At 59.9% G+C, this 17,785-nt stretch carries 23 protein-coding genes; 22 read left to right on the plus strand and 1 reads right to left on the minus strand.

The features are described from left to right. Nucleotides 1-159: 159 nt before the first annotated feature. Nucleotides 160-4,368 carry a DNA-directed RNA polymerase subunit beta' gene (gene rpoC, locus NXC14_RS08735; protein WP_085777818.1) on the plus strand — a complete coding sequence of 1,403 codons (4,209 nt, stop codon included), beginning with the start codon at nucleotides 160-162 and terminating at the stop codon, nucleotides 4,366-4,368. A gap of 100 nt (nucleotides 4,369-4,468) precedes the next feature. Here the strand turns inward: rpoC and NXC14_RS08740 are convergent, their stop codons facing one another. Beyond that, nucleotides 4,469-4,762, minus strand: a complete 294-nt coding sequence (locus NXC14_RS08740) for a transcriptional regulator (RefSeq protein ID WP_085777819.1) — start codon at nucleotides 4,760-4,762, stop codon at nucleotides 4,469-4,471. A 496-nt stretch (nucleotides 4,763-5,258) separates the two neighbouring features. Here NXC14_RS08740 and rpsL point away from each other — a divergent pair, with 496 nt between their 5' ends. The 21 genes from rpsL (at nucleotide 5,259) to rplF (ending at nucleotide 17,776) form a co-directional block, all read left to right on the plus strand. Beyond that, on the plus strand, nucleotides 5,259-5,630 hold the full coding sequence (rpsL, locus tag NXC14_RS08745; protein ID WP_003547537.1) for a 30S ribosomal protein S12: 372 nt from the start codon (nucleotides 5,259-5,261) through the stop codon (nucleotides 5,628-5,630). A gap of 78 nt (nucleotides 5,631-5,708) precedes the next feature. Next, on the plus strand, nucleotides 5,709-6,179 hold the full coding sequence (rpsG, locus tag NXC14_RS08750) for a 30S ribosomal protein S7 (RefSeq protein ID WP_004669085.1): 471 nt from the start codon (nucleotides 5,709-5,711) through the stop codon (nucleotides 6,177-6,179). Nucleotides 6,180-6,208: 29 nt separating this feature from the next. Continuing rightward, nucleotides 6,209-8,308, plus strand: coding sequence for an elongation factor G (fusA, locus tag NXC14_RS08755; RefSeq protein WP_085777820.1), 2,100 nt, complete (start codon nucleotides 6,209-6,211; stop codon nucleotides 8,306-8,308). 68 nt (nucleotides 8,309-8,376) lie between these two features. Continuing rightward, complete coding sequence (gene tuf, locus NXC14_RS08760) at nucleotides 8,377-9,552, plus strand: elongation factor Tu (protein WP_011424970.1); 1,176 nt, start codon at nucleotides 8,377-8,379, stop codon at nucleotides 9,550-9,552. A 306-nt stretch (nucleotides 9,553-9,858) separates the two neighbouring features. Continuing rightward, nucleotides 9,859-10,167: a 30S ribosomal protein S10 gene (gene rpsJ, locus NXC14_RS08765; RefSeq protein ID WP_003547547.1), complete on the plus strand. Its 309-nt coding sequence runs from the start codon at nucleotides 9,859-9,861 to the stop codon at nucleotides 10,165-10,167. A 33-nt stretch (nucleotides 10,168-10,200) separates the two neighbouring features. After that, nucleotides 10,201-10,842: a 50S ribosomal protein L3 gene (gene rplC, locus NXC14_RS08770; RefSeq protein ID WP_004674916.1), complete on the plus strand. Its 642-nt coding sequence runs from the start codon at nucleotides 10,201-10,203 to the stop codon at nucleotides 10,840-10,842. 13 nt (nucleotides 10,843-10,855) lie between these two features. Then, nucleotides 10,856-11,476, plus strand: coding sequence for a 50S ribosomal protein L4 (rplD, locus tag NXC14_RS08775; RefSeq protein ID WP_004674918.1), 621 nt, complete (start codon nucleotides 10,856-10,858; stop codon nucleotides 11,474-11,476). Further along, nucleotides 11,473-11,766: a 50S ribosomal protein L23 gene (locus NXC14_RS08780; protein WP_003547550.1), complete on the plus strand. Its 294-nt coding sequence runs from the start codon at nucleotides 11,473-11,475 to the stop codon at nucleotides 11,764-11,766. The genes rplD and NXC14_RS08780 overlap by 4 nt, the downstream gene beginning before the upstream one ends. A gap of 11 nt (nucleotides 11,767-11,777) precedes the next feature. Further along, nucleotides 11,778-12,614, plus strand: coding sequence for a 50S ribosomal protein L2 (rplB, locus tag NXC14_RS08785; protein ID WP_064801905.1), 837 nt, complete (start codon nucleotides 11,778-11,780; stop codon nucleotides 12,612-12,614). 15 nt (nucleotides 12,615-12,629) lie between these two features. Continuing rightward, nucleotides 12,630-12,908: a 30S ribosomal protein S19 gene (rpsS, locus tag NXC14_RS08790; protein ID WP_007531666.1), complete on the plus strand. Its 279-nt coding sequence runs from the start codon at nucleotides 12,630-12,632 to the stop codon at nucleotides 12,906-12,908. Between the two features lie 2 nt (nucleotides 12,909-12,910). After that, the gene (gene rplV, locus NXC14_RS08795) at nucleotides 12,911-13,300 is read left to right on the plus strand and encodes a 50S ribosomal protein L22 (protein ID WP_004674922.1); all 390 of its coding nucleotides are present in this window, start codon (nucleotides 12,911-12,913) and stop codon (nucleotides 13,298-13,300) included. Continuing rightward, nucleotides 13,300-14,034: a 30S ribosomal protein S3 gene (gene rpsC, locus NXC14_RS08800; protein WP_003573793.1), complete on the plus strand. Its 735-nt coding sequence runs from the start codon at nucleotides 13,300-13,302 to the stop codon at nucleotides 14,032-14,034. The genes rplV and rpsC overlap by 1 nt, the downstream gene beginning before the upstream one ends. A gap of 38 nt (nucleotides 14,035-14,072) precedes the next feature. Next, nucleotides 14,073-14,486, plus strand: coding sequence for a 50S ribosomal protein L16 (gene rplP / locus NXC14_RS08805; RefSeq protein ID WP_003573792.1), 414 nt, complete (start codon nucleotides 14,073-14,075; stop codon nucleotides 14,484-14,486). Between the two features lie 12 nt (nucleotides 14,487-14,498). Then, nucleotides 14,499-14,699 carry a 50S ribosomal protein L29 gene (gene rpmC / locus NXC14_RS08810; protein WP_008521335.1) on the plus strand — a complete coding sequence of 67 codons (201 nt, stop codon included), beginning with the start codon at nucleotides 14,499-14,501 and terminating at the stop codon, nucleotides 14,697-14,699. 12 nt (nucleotides 14,700-14,711) lie between these two features. After that, on the plus strand, nucleotides 14,712-14,951 hold the full coding sequence (rpsQ, locus tag NXC14_RS08815) for a 30S ribosomal protein S17 (RefSeq protein WP_004674926.1): 240 nt from the start codon (nucleotides 14,712-14,714) through the stop codon (nucleotides 14,949-14,951). Between the two features lie 261 nt (nucleotides 14,952-15,212). Next, a complete protein-coding gene (gene rplN / locus NXC14_RS08820) occupies nucleotides 15,213-15,581 on the plus strand; it encodes a 50S ribosomal protein L14 (protein WP_003573790.1) in 369 nt (122 codons plus the stop codon). Nucleotides 15,582-15,592: 11 nt separating this feature from the next. Then, nucleotides 15,593-15,901, plus strand: a complete 309-nt coding sequence (gene rplX / locus NXC14_RS08825; RefSeq protein ID WP_004674929.1) for a 50S ribosomal protein L24 — start codon at nucleotides 15,593-15,595, stop codon at nucleotides 15,899-15,901. Then, nucleotides 15,894-16,451, plus strand: coding sequence for a 50S ribosomal protein L5 (gene rplE, locus NXC14_RS08830; RefSeq protein ID WP_011424985.1), 558 nt, complete (start codon nucleotides 15,894-15,896; stop codon nucleotides 16,449-16,451). Before rplX ends, rplE begins: the two co-directional genes overlap by 8 nt. A gap of 32 nt (nucleotides 16,452-16,483) precedes the next feature. Continuing rightward, a complete protein-coding gene (gene rpsN / locus NXC14_RS08835; RefSeq protein ID WP_018115514.1) occupies nucleotides 16,484-16,789 on the plus strand; it encodes a 30S ribosomal protein S14 in 306 nt (101 codons plus the stop codon). Nucleotides 16,790-16,801: 12 nt separating this feature from the next. Then, nucleotides 16,802-17,200, plus strand: coding sequence for a 30S ribosomal protein S8 (gene rpsH, locus NXC14_RS08840; RefSeq protein WP_004674934.1), 399 nt, complete (start codon nucleotides 16,802-16,804; stop codon nucleotides 17,198-17,200). A 42-nt stretch (nucleotides 17,201-17,242) separates the two neighbouring features. After that, a complete protein-coding gene (gene rplF / locus NXC14_RS08845; RefSeq protein WP_011424986.1) occupies nucleotides 17,243-17,776 on the plus strand; it encodes a 50S ribosomal protein L6 in 534 nt (177 codons plus the stop codon). Nucleotides 17,777-17,785 lie beyond the last annotated feature (9 nt).

Consider the following 17,785-nt stretch of genomic DNA (forward strand, 5'->3'; position numbering starts at 1 on the left):
CGGCGCACGCCGGTCCCGCCGGGAGCCGCATCTGTCGGCCCGGAAGGGAAGTTTCGCCGCATCTTGCGGTTATTCTCGTTTAAGCGAGGGAGGCGGCTCCCGGGAATTGCCGCCGGCCATCGCATTTTGAGGGCGCTTTAGCCCATGAAGGAGACAGGCATGAACCAAGAGGTCATGAATCTTTTCAATCCGCAGGTGCCTGCACAGAATTTCGATTCCATTCGGATTTCGATCGCGTCTCCGGAGAAGATCCTCTCCTGGTCCTACGGTGAGATCAAGAAGCCGGAAACCATTAACTACCGTACGTTCAAGCCGGAACGCGACGGTCTGTTCTGCGCACGCATCTTTGGCCCGATCAAGGATTACGAATGCTTGTGCGGCAAGTACAAGCGCATGAAGTACAAGGGCATCATCTGCGAAAAGTGCGGCGTCGAAGTCACGCTGTCGCGTGTTCGCCGTGAGCGCATGGGGCATATTGAGCTCGCCGCTCCCGTTGCCCACATCTGGTTCCTGAAGTCGCTGCCGTCGCGCATCTCGACCCTGCTCGACATGACGCTGAAGGATGTCGAGCGCGTCCTCTATTTCGAAAACTACATCGTCACCGAGCCCGGCCTGACCGCGCTCAAGGAGCACCAGCTCCTGACGGAAGAAGAGTACATGCTCGCCGTCGACGAATACGGCGAAGACCAGTTCACCGCGATGATCGGCGCTGAGGCGATCTACGAGATGCTGGCCTCGATGAACCTCGAAAAGATCGCCGGCGATCTGCGCTCCGAGCTTGCCGACACGACGTCGGATCTCAAGCAGAAGAAGCTGATGAAGCGCCTGAAGATCGTCGAGAACTTCATGGAGTCGGGCAATCGTCCGGAATGGATGATCATGAAGGTCGTTCCGGTCATCCCGCCGGATCTGCGCCCGCTCGTTCCGCTCGACGGCGGCCGTTTCGCGACGTCGGATCTGAACGATCTCTATCGCCGCGTCATCAACCGTAACAACCGTCTGAAGCGCCTGATCGAACTGCGCGCTCCGGGCATCATCATCCGCAACGAAAAGCGCATGCTGCAGGAATCTGTCGACGCGCTCTTCGATAACGGCCGCCGCGGCCGCGTCATCACCGGCGCCAACAAGCGCCCGCTGAAGTCGCTGTCCGACATGCTGAAGGGTAAGCAGGGCCGCTTCCGTCAGAACCTGCTCGGTAAGCGCGTCGACTATTCCGGCCGTTCGGTCATCGTCACCGGCCCGGAACTGAAGCTGCATCAGTGCGGTCTTCCGAAGAAGATGGCGCTCGAGCTCTTCAAGCCGTTCATCTATGCCCGCCTGGACGCCAAGGGTTACTCCTCGACCGTCAAGCAGGCCAAGAAGCTGGTTGAAAAGGAAAAGCCGGAAGTTTGGGATATCCTCGACGAGGTCATCCGCGAACATCCGGTTCTCCTGAACCGCGCACCGACGCTGCACCGCCTGGGCATCCAGGCCTTCGAACCCACCCTGGTCGAAGGCAAGGCAATCCAGCTGCACCCGCTCGTCTGCACGGCCTTCAACGCCGACTTCGACGGTGACCAGATGGCTGTTCACGTGCCGCTGTCGCTCGAAGCCCAGCTCGAAGCCCGCGTGCTGATGATGTCGACCAACAACATCCTGCACCCGGCAAACGGCGCGCCGATCATCGTTCCCTCGCAGGACATGGTTCTCGGCCTCTACTATCTGTCGATCCTGAACCAGAACGAACCGGGCGAAGGCATGGCTTTCTCCGATCTCGGCGAGCTGCATCACGCGCTGGAAAACAAGGTCGTGACGCTGCACACCAAGATCCGCGGCCGCTTCAAGTCGATCGGCGAGGATGGCAAGCCCTACTCCAAGATCTATGAGACGACGCCCGGCCGTCTGCTTATCGGCGAACTGCTGCCGAAGAACGGCAAGGTGCCCTTCGACATCTGCAACCAGGAAATGACCAAGAAGAACATCTCCAAGATGATCGACACGGTCTATCGCCATTGCGGCCAGAAGGACACGGTCATCTTCTGCGACCGCATCATGCAGCTCGGCTTCGCCCATGCCTGCCGCGCCGGCATTTCGTTCGGCAAGGACGACATGGTCATCCCGGCCACCAAGGCGAAGATCGTTGCCGACACCGAAAACCTGGTGAAGGAATACGAGCAGCAGTACAATGACGGCCTCATCACCCAGGGCGAAAAGTACAACAAGGTTGTCGACGCCTGGGGCAAGGCGACCGAAAAGGTCGCCGAAGAAATGATGGCGCGCATCAAGGCGGTCGAATTCGACGAGAACACCGGCCGTCAGAAGCCGATGAACTCGATCTACATGATGAGCCACTCCGGCGCCCGCGGTTCTCCGAACCAGATGCGCCAGCTGGGCGGCATGCGCGGCCTGATGGCCAAGCCGTCGGGCGAAATCATCGAGACGCCGATCATCTCCAACTTCAAGGAAGGCCTGACCGTCAACGAGTACTTCAACTCGACGCACGGCGCCCGTAAGGGTCTGGCAGACACCGCCTTGAAGACCGCGAACTCCGGTTACCTGACCCGCCGTCTCGTCGACGTCGCGCAGGATTGCATCGTCACGCACGTCGATTGCGGCACCGAAACCGGCCTGACCATGACCGCCATCGTCGATGCCGGCCAGGTCGTCGCCTCGCTCGGCGCCCGTATCCTCGGCCGCACGGCGCTTGACGACATCGATCATCCGGTGACGGGCGAGCGCATCGTCGATGCCGGCAAGATGATCCTCGAGCCCGATGTCATCGAGATCGAGAAGGCTGGCATCCAGTCGATCCGCATCCGCTCGGCGCTGACTTGCGAAATCCAGACGGGCGTCTGCTCGGTCTGCTATGGCCGCGACCTCGCGCGCGGTACGCCGGTCAATATGGGCGAAGCCGTCGGCGTCATCGCCGCTCAGTCGATCGGCGAGCCGGGAACCCAGCTCACCATGCGTACCTTCCACCTTGGCGGTACGGCAACCGTGGTCGACCAGTCGTTCCTGGAAGCCTCGTACGAAGGTACGGTGCAGATCAAGAACCGCAACGTGCTGCGCAACTCAGAAGGCAGCCTCGTTGCCATGGGTCGCAACATGACCGTCCAGATCCTGGACGAGCGTGGCGTCGAGCGCTCTTCGCAACGTGTCGCCTACGGTTCGAAGCTGCACGTTGACGAAGGTGACAAGGTCAAGCGCGGGCAGCGCCTGGCGGAGTGGGATCCTTACACCCGTCCGATGATGACGGAAGTTGCCGGTACCGTTCAGTTCGAAGACCTCGTCGATGGTCTCTCGGTTCTGGAAGCGACCGACGAATCCACCGGCATCACCAAGCGTCAGGTCATTGACTGGCGTTCGACCCCGCGCGGTTCGGACCTCAAGCCGGCGATCGTCATCAAGGACGCCAGCGGCAATGTCGCGAAGCTGTCCCGCGGTGGTGACGCACGCTTCCTGCTCTCGGTCGACGCAATTCTGTCGGTCGAGCCGGGCACGAAAGTCTCGCAGGGTGACGTTCTCGCCCGTTCGCCGCTCGAAAGCGCCAAGACCAAGGACATCACCGGTGGTCTGCCGCGTGTTGCCGAACTGTTCGAAGCGCGCCGTCCGAAGGACCACGCCATCATCGCAGAGATCGATGGTACGATCCGCCTCGGCCGCGACTACAAGAACAAGCGTCGCGTCATCATCGAACCGGCGGAAGACGGTGTCGAGCCTGTCGAATACCTGATCCCGAAGGGCAAGCCCTTCCACCTTCAGGACGGCGACTATATCGAAAAGGGTGACTACATCCTCGACGGTAACCCGGCTCCGCACGACATCCTGGCGATCAAGGGCGTGGAGGCTCTCGCTTCCTACCTGGTCAACGAAATCCAGGAAGTCTATCGTCTGCAGGGCGTCGTCATCAACGACAAGCACATCGAAGTAATCGTCCGTCAGATGCTGCAGAAGGTGGAGATCACCGATGCAGGCGACTCGACCTACATCGTCGGCGACAACGTCGACCGGATCGAGCTGGAGGACGTCAACGACCACCTGATCGAGCAGGGCAAGAAGCCCGCCAGCGGCGAGCCGGTCCTTCTCGGCATCACCAAGGCGTCGCTGCAGACCCCGTCCTTCATCTCGGCCGCGTCCTTCCAGGAAACGACCAAGGTGCTGACGGAAGCTGCAATCGCCGGCAAGACTGACGGCCTGCAGGGACTGAAGGAAAACGTCATCGTCGGCCGCCTCATCCCGGCCGGCACCGGCGGCACCATGACCCAGATCCGCCGCATCGCCACGTCGCGCGACGAGCTCATCCTCGAAGAGCGCCGCAAGGGCACTGGGGCAGCGGTCGCCACCCCGATGCTGCAGGACATGGCCGAAAACGCCCCGGCTGCGGAATAATCCGCAGCTGAGGTCCAGGAATTGAAAACCGCCCGGAGCGATCTGGGCGGTTTTCGTTTGTGCTAGCCTCTAATTGATCGGGGGAGGGAGGGCGTTCCCGTCAGTTGAACCGGATGATCGCGACCTCGCCATCAACCGCACCCTGATACGCCGAGGCGTGCGGCTCTTCCGCCGGAATTTCGGTCAGCATGCCGATCTGGTCGAGATCGGCCTCGATGAAACCCTCCTCGGCAAGAGCGTTCAAGGCTTCGCGCACCGCGGTGTCGTCGTCGGGTGCCTTCAGCAGGATGTGCAGGTCGATGCCTTCGCTGGCCTCGGACTCATAGCCTTTGCCGATGATGATGAAGATCATCGGCCCGTCGAAATTATTGTCGTTATCAGGTGTCGTGATCATCGCCTGTCCTCGGTTCCTGGAGATTCGCTTTGTCGAATCCGCTGAGAGGACCTAACGCCGCAATCGCTGATTCCTTAACCGCTTTTGCTGCAAGGCCCAAGTTTTTATCTTGGCGCACGTCCCTGAATGCGTCTAGAAGGATGAAAACAGGGCGTTCGGCCCGCATATCAAGGTGATGCGGCCAAGTTTATTTCTTAACTGGCCTTGACGGAACGGGTGGAAACCAGTAGTACCCCGCCCATCAGATCCCATGTGAGGCTTGGCTGTTCGGGGCGACGCGCCCTGAAATTCACCTCAAACAAGGTTCTAAACGCACGTTGAAGTCATGATGCTGCACGCATGACGCAGGTTTTTATGCGTCCTCTGCTCCTTGTGGTCCATCTGCGGAAGCGGATCGGGCCATATTTTGCGCATTGACGGAAAGCATGCGTCATTGCCGGAGACGGCGTGAGTTCAAGCCCGCAAGGGTACTGAGATAAACGTAAGGGATGGTTGAATGCCTACCGTAAACCAGCTGATCCGCAAGCCTCGCCAGGCGAACGTAAAGCGTAATAAGGTTCCCGCTCTCCAGGAGAACCCGCAGAAGCGCGGCGTTTGCACGCGCGTCTACACGACCACGCCGAAGAAGCCGAACTCGGCTCTGCGTAAGGTCGCAAAGATCCGCCTGACCAACGGCTTCGAAGTCATTGGTTACATCCCCGGCGAAGGTCACAACCTTCAGGAACACTCCGTCGTCATGATCCGTGGCGGCCGCGTAAAAGACCTTCCGGGTGTCCGTTATCACATCATCCGCGGCGTTCTCGATACCCAGGGTGTCAAGAACCGCAAGCAGCGTCGCTCCAAGTACGGTGCGAAGCGTCCGAAGTAATTCGGATTTTGAATAATCCGGCGCTGCGCGAGGTCCTCCGCGTGATAAAGCGCCTTAACGGTTGAAGAGACGAAAAGTATGTCCAGACGTCATAAAGCAGAAAAGCGCGAGATCAATCCGGATCCGAAGTTCGGTGACCTCGTCGTGACCAAGTTCATGAATGCCATCATGCTCGATGGTAAGAAGTCCGTTGCTGAAAACATCGTCTACGGTGCGTTCGACGCCGTCCAGGGCAAGTCCAAGCAGGAGCCGCTTTCGGTTTTCCATTCTGCGCTCGACAACATTGCCCCGCACGTTGAAGTCCGCTCGCGCCGCGTCGGTGGTGCGACCTATCAGGTTCCGGTCGACGTCCGTCCGGAGCGCCGCCAGGCTCTCGCCATTCGCTGGCTGATTGCCGCTGCCCGCAAGCGCAACGAAACCACCATGATCGACCGTCTGTCCGGCGAACTGCTCGATGCGTCCAACAACCGCGGCTCCGCCGTCAAGAAGCGCGAAGACACGCACAAGATGGCTGACGCCAACCGCGCGTTCTCGCACTATCGCTGGTAATTCCGAACGGTATCGAAAGGCAGTCCACAATGGCTCGCGAATATAAGATCGAAGACTACCGCAATTTCGGTATCATGGCGCATATCGACGCCGGCAAGACCACGACTACCGAGCGTATCCTTTACTACACCGGCAAGTCGCACAAGATCGGCGAAGTCCACGACGGCGCAGCCACCATGGACTGGATGGAGCAGGAGCAGGAGCGTGGCATCACGATCACCTCTGCCGCCACCACGACCTTCTGGAAGGGCCGTGACGGCAAGATGCGCCGCTTCAACATCATCGACACTCCCGGCCACGTCGACTTCACCATCGAAGTCGAGCGTTCGCTGCGCGTTCTCGACGGTGCCATCGCGCTGCTCGACGCCAACGCCGGCGTTGAGCCGCAGACGGAAACCGTCTGGCGCCAGGCTGAGAAGTATCATGTTCCGCGGATGATCTTCTGCAACAAGATGGACAAGACCGGCGCTGACTTCTACCGCTCCGTCGAGATGATCAAGACCCGCCTCGGCGCCACCGCCGTCGTCATGCAGTTGCCGATCGGCGCTGAAAGCGACTTCAAGGGCGTTGTCGACCTGGTCGAGATGAACGCGCTGATCTGGCGCGACGAATCGCTCGGCGCCCAGTGGGACGTCGTCGAAATCCCGGATGACCTGAAGGCCAAGGCTGAAGAATATCGCGAAAAGCTGATCGAGACCGTTGTCGAGATCGACGAAGCTGCGATGGAAGCCTACCTCGAAGGCAACATGCCCGACAACGACAAGATCCGCGAACTCGTCCGCCGCGGCACCATCGACGTCAAGTTCCATCCGATGTTCTGCGGCACCGCCTTCAAGAACAAGGGTGTGCAGCCGCTGCTCGACGCCGTCGTCGACTACCTGCCGTCGCCGCTCGACATCCCGGCGATCAAGGGCATCGACTTCAAGACCGAAGCTGATATCGAGCGTCATGCAGACGACGCCGAGCCGCTTTCGATGCTGGCGTTCAAGATCATGAACGACCCCTTCGTCGGTTCGCTCACCTTCGCACGCATCTATTCCGGCAAGCTCGAAAAGGGCTCTTCGGTTCTGAACACGGTCAAGGACAAGCGCGAGCGCGTCGGCCGCATGCTGCAGATGCACTCTAACTCGCGTGAAGACATCGAAGAAGCCTTCGCAGGCGACATCGTTGCTCTCGCCGGCCTCAAGGAAACCACCACTGGCGATACGCTCTGCGATCCGCTGAAGCCGGTTATCCTCGAGCGCATGGAATTCCCCGAGCCGGTCATCCAGATCGCCATCGAGCCGAAGTCCAAGGGCGACCAGGAAAAGATGGGCCTCGCGCTCAACCGCCTGGCAGCTGAAGACCCGTCCTTCCGCGTAAAGACGGACCAGGAATCCGGCCAGACGATCATCGCCGGCATGGGCGAATTGCATCTCGACATCATCGTCGACCGCATGCGCCGCGAGTTCAAGGTCGAAGCAAACGTCGGTGCGCCGCAGGTTGCTTACCGCGAAACCATCACGCGCCAGACCGAAGAAGACTACACGCACAAGAAACAGACCGGTGGTACCGGCCAGTTCGCACGCGTCAAGATCATCTTCGAACCGAACCCGGAAGGCGAAGACTTCAAGTTCGAATCCAAGATCGTCGGCGGTGCGGTTCCGAAGGAATACATACCGGGCGTTCAGAAGGGCATCGAAAGCGTTCTGTCTTCCGGTCCGCTGGCTGGCTTCCCGATGCTGGGCGTCAAGGCGACGCTTATCGACGGCGCCTTCCACGACGTCGACTCCTCGGTCCTGGCGTTCGAAATCGCTGCTCGCGCTTGCTTCCGTGAAGCAGCCAAGAAGGCCGGCGCTCAGCTCCTCGAGCCGATGATGAAGGTCGAGGTCGTCACCCCGGAAGATTATGTCGGTGATGTTATCGGCGACCTCAACTCCCGCCGTGGCCAGATCCAGGGTCAGGAAAGCCGTGGTATTGCGGTTGTCATCAGCGCCAACGTTCCGCTGGCCAACATGTTCAAGTACGTCGACAACCTGCGCTCCATGTCGCAGGGCCGTGCTCAGTACACGATGACCTTCGATCACTACGCGCCGGTCCCGTCGAACGTCGCAACCGAAATCCAGGCAAAGTATTCCGGTCAGAAGTGACCGGAATACCAATTGACCGATAACAAGAATTAGACCCCCTCGGGGACTAGCAAAACGGAGAGCCGAAAATGGCAAAGAGTAAGTTTGAGCGCAACAAGCCGCACGTCAACATCGGCACGATCGGCCACGTTGACCACGGCAAGACGTCTCTGACGGCAGCGATCACGAAGTACTTCGGTGAGTTCAAGGCGTACGACCAGATCGACGCGGCTCCGGAAGAGAAGGCGCGCGGCATCACGATCTCGACGGCGCACGTCGAGTATGAGACGCCGGCCCGCCACTACGCGCACGTCGACTGCCCCGGCCATGCCGACTACGTGAAGAACATGATCACCGGTGCGGCGCAGATGGACGGCGCGATCCTGGTTTGCTCGGCTGCTGACGGCCCGATGCCGCAGACGCGCGAACACATCCTGCTCGCCCGCCAGGTCGGCGTTCCGGCGATCGTTGTGTTCCTGAACAAGGTCGACCAGGTTGACGACGCCGAGCTTCTCGAGCTGGTCGAGCTTGAAGTTCGCGAACTTCTGTCGTCCTACGACTTCCCTGGCGACGACATTCCGGTTGTCAAGGGTTCGGCGCTTGCTGCTCTTGAAGATTCCGACAAGAAGATCGGCGAAGACGCGATCCGCGAACTGATGGCAGCGGTTGACTCCTACATCCCGACGCCGGAGCGTCCGGTTGACCAGCCGTTCCTGATGCCGATCGAAGACGTGTTCTCGATCTCGGGCCGTGGTACGGTCGTGACCGGCCGCGTCGAGCGTGGCATCATCAAGGTTGGTGAAGAAGTCGAGATCGTCGGCATCCGTCCGACCTCGAAGACGACGGTGACCGGCGTTGAAATGTTCCGCAAGCTGCTCGACCAGGGCCAGGCCGGCGACAACATCGGCGCGCTGATCCGCGGTGTGAACCGTGACGGCGTCGAGCGTGGTCAGATCCTGTGCAAGCCGGGCTCGGTCAAGCCGCACAAGAAGTTCAAGGCAGAAGCCTACATCCTGACGAAGGAAGAGGGCGGCCGTCATACGCCGTTCTTCACCAACTACCGTCCGCAGTTCTACTTCCGCACGACGGACGTGACCGGCATCGTCACGCTGCCGGAAGGCACGGAAATGGTCATGCCGGGCGACAACGTCACGGTTGACGTCGAGCTGATCGTTCCGATCGCGATGGAAGAAAAGCTGCGCTTCGCTATCCGCGAAGGCGGCCGCACCGTCGGCGCCGGTATCGTCGCTTCGATCGTCGAGTAGTTCATTCGGCCACTCCGGTGGGGTGGCCGATTCGATGACAATATTATGATGCAGGCGGCGTAAGCCGCTTGCTTATTACACAGAAATGTAGCAAATGGCGCGCGAGCGCGATTTGCGTGCCGCTTTGGACGACGAAGCGGTGACTGAACAAGCAAATAAGGTGGGCTAGAAGGCCCTGAAGACTGGATAGGGACGCCGGCATCGGCGCCCTCTCGATCTTTGAAACCGGTGGTCCGCCTTAGGAAGAAAGAACAACCCGTGTCTTGTTGAGAGACATGTGGAAAACAAACACAAGGATAACGTCGAATGAACGGCCAAAATATCCGCATTCGCCTGAAGGCGTTCGATCACCGGATTCTCGATGCTTCCACGCGCGAGATCGTGTCGACGGCGAAGCGCACCGGTGCAAGCGTCCGGGGCCCCGTTCCGCTTCCGACCCGCATCGAGAAGTTTACGGTCAACCGGTCCCCGCACATCGACAAGAAGAGCCGCGAACAGTTCGAGATGCGCACGCATAAGCGCCTGCTCGACATCGTAGACCCGACCCCGCAGACGGTAGACGCGCTGATGAAGCTCGATCTCGCCGCCGGTGTCGATGTTGAGATCAAGCTCTGAGCTTGCTCGAGCTGAGTTGGAAGGATTGAACCGATGCGTTCAGGTGTGATTGCACAGAAGGTGGGAATGACCCGCGTCTACAACGACGCCGGCGAGCATGTCCCGGTAACGGTACTGCGTATGGACGGCTGCCAGGTCGTTGCCACGCGCACTGTCGAAAAGAATGGCTATACCGCAGTTCAGCTCGGTGCGGGCCAGGCGAAGGTAAAGAACACGTCGAAGGCGATGCGCGGCAACTTTGCCGTTGCCAACGTCGAGCCGAAGGCCAAGCTCGCAGAATTCCGCGTGTCGGAAGACAATCTGCTGGAGATCGGCACGGAGCTCAAGGCGGGTCACTTTGCCGCCGGTCAGCTCGTCGATGTGACGGGTACGACCATCGGTAAGGGTTTTGCCGGCGCCATGAAGCGCCACGGTTTCGGCGGTCTGCGCGCCACGCACGGTGTGTCGGTTTCGCACCGTTCGCACGGTTCGACCGGCTCGCGCCAGGATCCGGGCAAGGTTTTCAAGAACAAGAAGATGGCTGGTCACATGGGCCAGACGCGCGTCACGACGCAGAACCTGGAAGTGGTTTCGACCGACGAAGATCGCGGTCTGATCCTGATCAAGGGTGCTGTTCCCGGTTCCAAGGGTGCCTGGATCATCGTGCGCGACGCCGTCAAGTCGGCCGCGAAGTAAGGGAGCCAGATCAATGGAATTGAACGTCAAGACCCTCGAGGGAAAAGACGCCGGGAAGGTCTCCCTTTCGGACGAGATTTTCGGCCTCGAGCCCCGCGAAGACATTCTCGCCCGCGTTATCCGCTGGCAGCTTGCCAAGAAGCAGCAGGGCACGCACAAGGCAAAGGGCCGCGCTGAAGTTTCGCGCACCGGCGCCAAGATGTACAAGCAGAAGGGTACGGGCCGCGCCCGTCACCATTCGGCTCGCGCTCCGCAGTTCCGCGGCGGCGGCAAGGCCCATGGCCCGGTCGTTCGCAGCCACGAGCACGACCTTCCGAAGAAGGTTCGCGCACTCGGCCTTCGCCATGCCCTTTCGGCCAAGATCAAGGCCGATGACGTCATCGTCATCGACAACCTGGTCGCAGCTGAAGCCAAGACCAAGGCTCTCGCGTCTGCTTTCGAGACGCTCGGCCTGACCAACGCCCTCTTCATCGGCGGTGCAGAGCTTGACGGCAACTTCAAGCTTGCAGCGCAGAACATCCCGAACATCGATGTTCTGCCGATCCAGGGCATCAATGTTTACGACATCGTGCGCCGCGGCAAGCTCGTGCTTTCCAAGGCTGCGGTTGAAGCGCTAGAGGAGCGATTCAAGTGACCGATCTTCGCCACTACGATGTGATCGTCTCTCCGGCGATCACCGAAAAGTCCACGCTGGTATCTGAAAACAACCAGGTTGTTTTCAATGTCGCCAAGCAGGCGACAAAGCCGGAAATCAAGGCTGCTGTCGAGGCGCTGTTCGGCGTCAAGGTTACGGCCGTCAACACTCTGCTGCGTAAAGGCAAGACCAAGCGGTTCCGCGGTTTCGTCGGCAAGCAGAAGGACGTGAAGAAGGCTGTCGTGACGCTGGCTGAAGGCCAGACGATCGACGTCTCCACCGGTCTCTGAGGAATAAGAAAATGGCATTGAAAACATTCAATCCGACGACCCCGAGCCAGCGTCAGCTGGTCATCGTGGACCGCTCCTCGCTCTACAAGGGCAAGCCGGTCAAGGCGCTGACGGAAGGTCTGACCAAGAGCGGTGGTCGTAACAACCTCGGCCGCATCACGGCTCGCTTCATCGGTGGCGGTCATAAGCGCAGCTACCGACTGGTCGACTTCAAGCGTCGCAAGTTCGATGTCGAAGGCACGGTCGAGCGTATCGAATACGATCCGAACCGCACGGCTTTCATCGCGCTGGTGACCTATTCTGATGGCGAGCAGGCCTACATCATCGCTCCGCAGCGTCTCGCTGCCGGCGACAAGGTCATCGCTTCGGAGAAGGCTGTCGACGTCAAGCCCGGCAACACCATGCCGCTGCAGTACATCCCGGTCGGCTCCATCATCCACAATGTGGAAATGAAGCCGGGCAAGGGCGGTCAGATCGCCCGTTCCGCCGGTTCCTACGCGCAGCTCGTCGGTCGTGACCAGGGTATGGCGATCCTTCGCCTGAACTCCGGGGAGCAGCGCCTCGTAAGCGGCATCTGCCTTGCTTCGATCGGCGCCGTCTCGAACCCCGACCACGCCAACATCAACGACGGCAAGGCCGGTCGTACCGTCTGGCGCGGCAAGCGTCCCCATAACCGCGGTGTTGTCATGAACCCGGTCGACCATCCGCACGGCGGTGGTGAAGGCCGCACCTCCGGTGGTCGCCATCCGGTGACACCGTGGGGCAAGCCGACCAAGGGCAAGCGCACCCGGTCGAATAAGTCGACCGACAAGATGATCATGCGCTCGCGTCATCAGCGTAAGAAGTAAGAGAGGAAGTCTCCAATGGCTCGTTCAGTATGGAAAGGTCCGTTCGTTGACGGCTATCTTCTCAAGAAGGCTGAGAAGGTTCGTGAAGGCGGACGTGCAGAAGTGATCAAGATCTGGAGCCGTCGCTCCACGATCCTGCCGCAGTTCGTCGGACTTACCTTCGGCGTCTACAACGGCAGCAAACATGTCCCGGTCAGTGTCAATGAAGACATGGTCGGTCACAAATTCGGTGAATTCTCTCCGACCCGCACCTACTACGGTCACGGCGCGGACAAGAAGGCGAAGAGGAAGTAACAATGGGCAAGGCAAAAGCCGAACGCCGGCTGAAGGACAACGAGGCGCAAGCAGTCGCCCGCACGCTCCGTGTCAGCCCCCAGAAGCTCAACCTGGTTGCTGCGGCCATCCGCGGCAAGAAGGTAGAGCGTGCACTCGCTGAGCTGGAGTTCTCCCGCAAGCGCATCGCGGGCGCCGTCAAGAAGACGCTCGAATCCGCGATCGCCAACGCCGAGAACAACCACGATCTTGACGTCGACGCGCTCGTCGTCGCCGAAGCCTACGTCGGCAAGTCGATCGTCATGAAGCGTTTCCACGCTCGTGGCCGCGGTCGCGCGTCGCGCATCGAAAAGCCCTTCGCGCACCTGACGATCGTCGTTCGTGAAGTGCAGGCAGCAGAGGAGGCCGCATAATGGGTCAGAAAATCAATCCGATCGGTTTCCGTCTCGGCATCAACCGTACTTGGGATAGCCGCTGGTTCGCGGACAATGCCGAGTATGGCCAGCTGCTGCACGAAGACCTGAAGATGCGCAAGTTCGTCATGAGCGAACTGAAGCAGGCAGGCATCTCCAAAGTGGTCATCGAGCGTCCGCACAAGAAGTGCCGCGTCACGATCCACTCGGCTCGTCCGGGCCTGATCATCGGCCGTAAGGGCGCCGACATCGACAAGCTCCGCAAGAAGCTGTCGGACATGACCAATTCGGAAACGCACCTCAACATCGTCGAAGTGCGCAAGCCCGAAGTCGACGCGACGCTGGTCGCTCAGTCGATCGCCCAGCAGCTCGAGCGCCGCGTGGCTTTCCGCCGCGCCATGAAGCGCGCCGTTCAGTCGGCAATGCGTCTTGGAGCCGAAGGCATCAAGATCACGTGCGCCGGTCGTCTCGGCGGTGCTGAAATCGCCCGTACTGAATGGTACCGTGAAGGTCGGGTGCCGCTGCACACGCTGCGCGCCGACATCGATTACGGCACGGCAGAAGCCGAAACCGCATTCGGTATCTGCGGCATCAAGGTCTGGATCTTCAAGGGCGAAATCCTTGAGCACGATCCGATGGCTTCCGAACGTCGCGCGCTGGAAGGCGACGCACAGGGTCCGGCAAGCCGCGAACGCGACCGTGGCGATCGTCGCCGCGAACGCGACAACGCGTAATTAGCGCTGGCGAAAGATAAGCTCGGAGAAGTAAGAAAATGTTGCAGCCAAAGCGTACTAAGTACCGCAAGCAGTTCAAGGGCCGCATCAAGGGCGTTGCCAAGGGCGGTTCTGACCTGGCATTCGGCGAATTCGGCCTGAAGGCTCAGGAGCCCAACCGCGTCAACGCACGCGAGATCGAAGCGGCCCGCCGCGCGATCACGCGTTATATGAAGCGCGCCGGCCGTGTATGGATCCGCGTGTTCCCGGACGTTCCGGTAACCGCAAAGCCGACCGAAGTCCGCATGGGTAAAGGTAAGGGCTCCGTTGAGTACTGGGCATGCAAGGTCAAGCCCGGTCGTATGATGTTCGAGATCGACGGCGTCAGCGAAGAGATCGCCCGCGAGGCGCTTCGCCTCGGCTCTGCCAAGCTCTCGGTCAAGACGCGCTTCGTTCAGCGCATTGCAGAGTAAGGGATTGAGCTCATGAAAGCCTCAGACGTTCGCGCGCTCAGCGCCGACCAACTCAAGGACGAGCTTGCCAAGCTGAAGAAGGAGCAGTTCAACCTGCGCTTCCAGAAGGCGACCGGCCAGCTCGAAAAGTCCTCGCGCATCAACGAAGTCCGCAAGGACATCGCCCGCGTCAAAACCATTGCCCGCCAGAAGGCGGCAGAAGTTAAGGCCTAAAGGAAGAAAAACATGCCGAAGCGCATCCTGCAGGGCGTCGTCGTTGGCGACAAGAACGAGAAGACGGTAGTGGTTCGCGTTGAGCGTCGTTTCGCTCACCCGCTGCTCCAGAAGACCGTTCGTCGTTCCAAGAAGTACAAGGCCCACGACGAAAACAACCAGTACAAGATCGGCGATACCGTATCCATCGAGGAATGCGCGCCGATCTCCAAGGACAAGCGCTGGACGGTCATTGCCGCCCAGGGCAAGTAACAGAATTTTGCGCGAGGCCTTGCGTCTCGCCGAAATATCTGTATGAAGCAGCGTCAGAACGCTCGAATGCCGGGCGTTCTTTTGCTTTGAGCGCACGGAAGGTCCCGTTCGGGAAACCACCCTGGCACGATCGACCCCGCGCTATTCAGCTATGCCGAGTTTTTGCCTGCCGTTACGGTGGGTTGGCCGGCGAACATTTTCATAAGCCGGGGTAGGGGGCTTAGGCCCAACCATTCCGGTAAACCAAGAAGGCGACCTGATATGATTCAGATGCAAACAAACCTCGACGTCGCGGATAATTCCGGCGCACGTCGTGTCATGTGCATCAAGGTGCTGGGCGGCTCGAAGCGCAAGTATGCCTCGATCGGCGACGTCATCGTCGTTTCGATCAAGGAAGCGATCCCGCGCGGCCGCGTGAAGAAGGGTGACGTGATGAAGGCGGTTGTCGTTCGCACCGCCAAGGACATCCGTCGTCCGGATGGCTCCGTCATCCGCTTCGACACCAACGCAGCAGTCCTCATCGACAACAAGAAAGAGCCGATCGGTACGCGTATCTTCGGACCGGTTCCGCGCGAACTTCGCGCCAAGAACCACATGAAGATCATCTCGCTGGCTCCCGAAGTACTGTAAGGAGCGAAGCGATGCAGAAGATACGTAAAGGCGACAAGGTCGTCATGCTCGCTGGCAAGGACAAGGGCCGCACCGGCGAAGTCGTTCAGGTCATGCCGAAGGAAGATCGTGCCGTCGTCCGTGGCGTCAACGTCGTGAAGCGCCACCAGCGCCAGACGCAGACCCAGGAAGCTGGCATCATCAACAAGGAAGCCCCGGTCCACCTGTCCAACATTGCAATCGTCGACAAGGACGGCAAGCCGACCCGCGTCGGTTTCAAGGTCGTTGACGGCAAGAAGGTCCGCGTGGCCAAGCGTTCTGGAGAAGTGATCGATGGCTGAGGCAAAATACGAGCCGCGGCTCAAGAAGGAATATGTCGAGCGCATCCGCAAGGCGATGCAGGAGAAGTTCTCCTACGCCAACGAGATGATGATCCCGAAGCTCGACAAGATCGTGATCAACATGGGTGTCGGTGAAGCGACCGCTGATTCGAAGAAGCCGACGGTTGCTGCCGCCGACCTCGCAGCGATCGCCGGCCAGAAGCCGGTCATCACCCGCGCACGCAACTCTATCGCAGGCTTCAAGGTCCGCGAAAACATGCCGATCGGCGCAAAGGTCACCCTGCGCGGCGCCCGCATGTACGAGTTCCTGGATCGCCTGGTCAACATCGCGCTTCCGCGCGTTCGCGACTTCCGCGGCCTGAACCCGAAGAGCTTTGACGGCCGTGGCAACTTCGCCATGGGCATCAAGGAGCACATTGTGTTCCCTGAAATCAACTACGACAAGGTTGATCAGATGTGGGGCATGGACATCATCGTTTGCACGACGGCGACGACCGACGACGAAGCACGGACTCTCCTGAAGGAGTTCAGCTTCCCGTTCCGTCAATAACCGTAACGACGAGCGTAGAAAAGGAACCTGACATGGCGAAGACAAGCGCAGTTGAAAAGAACAAGCGCCGCCGTAATACGGTCGCCAACCAGGCCGCAAAGCGGGCTGCGTTGAAGGCGATCATCATGAACCAGGCTCTTCCGATCGAAGAGCGGTTCAAGGCCTCGATCAAGCTGGCATCCCTGCCGCGCGATGGATCGAAGACCCGCATTCGCAACCGTTGCGAAGTATCGGGCCGTCCGCGCGCATACTACCGCAAACTGCGCATGTCGCGTATCGCGCTGCGTGAACTCGGCAATCTCGGCAAGGTGCCGGGCATCGTCAAGTCGAGCTGGTAAGGAGCAGGTTAGATGACAATGACTGATCCGTTGGGCGATATGCTCACCCGCATCCGCAACGGCGCTTCCCGCCGCAAGTCGTCGGTTTCGACGCCTGCATCCAAGCTCCGTGCGCGTGTTCTCGATGTCCTGCAGTCCGAAGGCTACATCCGTGGTTATTCCGTTGTCGATTTCGGCAATGGCAAGTCGGAGCTCAACATCGAGCTGAAGTACTATGAAGGCGCATCGGTGATCCGTGAGATCGGCCGTGTGTCGAAGCCGGGCCGCCGGGTTTATGTCTCGGTCAAGTCCATTCCGCAGGTCGCGAACGGCCTCGGCATCACAATCCTTTCGACTCCGAAGGGCGTGATGGCCGATCACCAGGCTCGCGAACAGAACGTTGGTGGTGAGGTTCTTTGCTCGGTCTTCTAAGATCGGGCAGGGATCTCCATAGCGAACAGACAGGATTGAAACATGTCTCGTATCGGTAAGAAGCCCGTTCAGGTGCCTGCTGGGATCACGGCTACGGTCGAAGGCCAGAAGGTTACCGCAAAGGGCCCGAAGGGCGAGCTGTTCTTCGTCGCTAACGACGAAATCAGCCTCAAGCTCGAAAACAACGCGGTCGTCGTGACGCCCGTAAACCAGTCCAAGGATGCGCGTTCGAAGTGGGGCATGTCCCGCACGATGATCGAAGGCATCTTCAAGGGCGTCAAGGACGGTTACGAGCGCAAGCTTGAAATCAACGGCGTCGGCTACCGCGCCGCCATGCAGGGCAAGAACCTGCAGCTGGCCCTCGGTTTCAGCCACGACGTGGTGTATGAACCGCCGGTCGGCATCTCGATCGCTGTTCCGAAGCCGACTGAAATCATCGTCAGCGGCATCAACAAGCAGCAGGTCGGTCAGGTTGCCGCCGAAATCCGCGAATATCGCGGTCCCGAGCCGTACAAGGGCAAGGGCGTCAAGTATGCCGACGAGCGGATCGTCCGCAAAGAAGGCAAGAAGAAGTAAGGATCACGC

Origin of the sequence: Rhizobium sp. NXC14, assembly GCF_002117485.1 — a bacterium.
In the GTDB taxonomy this organism is placed as follows: domain Bacteria; phylum Pseudomonadota; class Alphaproteobacteria; order Rhizobiales; family Rhizobiaceae; genus Rhizobium.

Bases quoted from the DNA above. Each gene is read 5' to 3' on its own strand.
- rpoC (WP_085777818.1), top strand. From the start codon at position 160: ATGAACCAAGAGGTCATGAATCTTTTCAATCCGCAGGTGCCTGCACAG.
- NXC14_RS08740 (WP_085777819.1), bottom strand. From the start codon at position 4,762: ATGATCACGACACCTGATAACGACAATAATTTCGACGGGCCGATGATC.
- rpsL (WP_003547537.1), top strand. From the start codon at position 5,259: ATGCCTACCGTAAACCAGCTGATCCGCAAGCCTCGCCAGGCGAACGTA.
- rpsG (WP_004669085.1), top strand. From the start codon at position 5,709: ATGTCCAGACGTCATAAAGCAGAAAAGCGCGAGATCAATCCGGATCCG.
- fusA (WP_085777820.1), top strand. From the start codon at position 6,209: ATGGCTCGCGAATATAAGATCGAAGACTACCGCAATTTCGGTATCATG.
- tuf (WP_011424970.1), top strand. From the start codon at position 8,377: ATGGCAAAGAGTAAGTTTGAGCGCAACAAGCCGCACGTCAACATCGGC.
- rpsJ (WP_003547547.1), top strand. From the start codon at position 9,859: ATGAACGGCCAAAATATCCGCATTCGCCTGAAGGCGTTCGATCACCGG.
- rplC (WP_004674916.1), top strand. From the start codon at position 10,201: ATGCGTTCAGGTGTGATTGCACAGAAGGTGGGAATGACCCGCGTCTAC.
- rplD (WP_004674918.1), top strand. From the start codon at position 10,856: ATGGAATTGAACGTCAAGACCCTCGAGGGAAAAGACGCCGGGAAGGTC.
- rplB (WP_064801905.1), top strand. From the start codon at position 11,778: ATGGCATTGAAAACATTCAATCCGACGACCCCGAGCCAGCGTCAGCTG.
- rpsS (WP_007531666.1), top strand. From the start codon at position 12,630: ATGGCTCGTTCAGTATGGAAAGGTCCGTTCGTTGACGGCTATCTTCTC.
- rplV (WP_004674922.1), top strand. From the start codon at position 12,911: ATGGGCAAGGCAAAAGCCGAACGCCGGCTGAAGGACAACGAGGCGCAA.
- rpsC (WP_003573793.1), top strand. From the start codon at position 13,300: ATGGGTCAGAAAATCAATCCGATCGGTTTCCGTCTCGGCATCAACCGT.
- rplP (WP_003573792.1), top strand. From the start codon at position 14,073: ATGTTGCAGCCAAAGCGTACTAAGTACCGCAAGCAGTTCAAGGGCCGC.
- rpmC (WP_008521335.1), top strand. From the start codon at position 14,499: ATGAAAGCCTCAGACGTTCGCGCGCTCAGCGCCGACCAACTCAAGGAC.
- rpsQ (WP_004674926.1), top strand. From the start codon at position 14,712: ATGCCGAAGCGCATCCTGCAGGGCGTCGTCGTTGGCGACAAGAACGAG.
- rplN (WP_003573790.1), top strand. From the start codon at position 15,213: ATGATTCAGATGCAAACAAACCTCGACGTCGCGGATAATTCCGGCGCA.
- rplX (WP_004674929.1), top strand. From the start codon at position 15,593: ATGCAGAAGATACGTAAAGGCGACAAGGTCGTCATGCTCGCTGGCAAG.
- rplE (WP_011424985.1), top strand. From the start codon at position 15,894: ATGGCTGAGGCAAAATACGAGCCGCGGCTCAAGAAGGAATATGTCGAG.
- rpsN (WP_018115514.1), top strand. From the start codon at position 16,484: ATGGCGAAGACAAGCGCAGTTGAAAAGAACAAGCGCCGCCGTAATACG.
- rpsH (WP_004674934.1), top strand. From the start codon at position 16,802: ATGACAATGACTGATCCGTTGGGCGATATGCTCACCCGCATCCGCAAC.
- rplF (WP_011424986.1), top strand. From the start codon at position 17,243: ATGTCTCGTATCGGTAAGAAGCCCGTTCAGGTGCCTGCTGGGATCACG.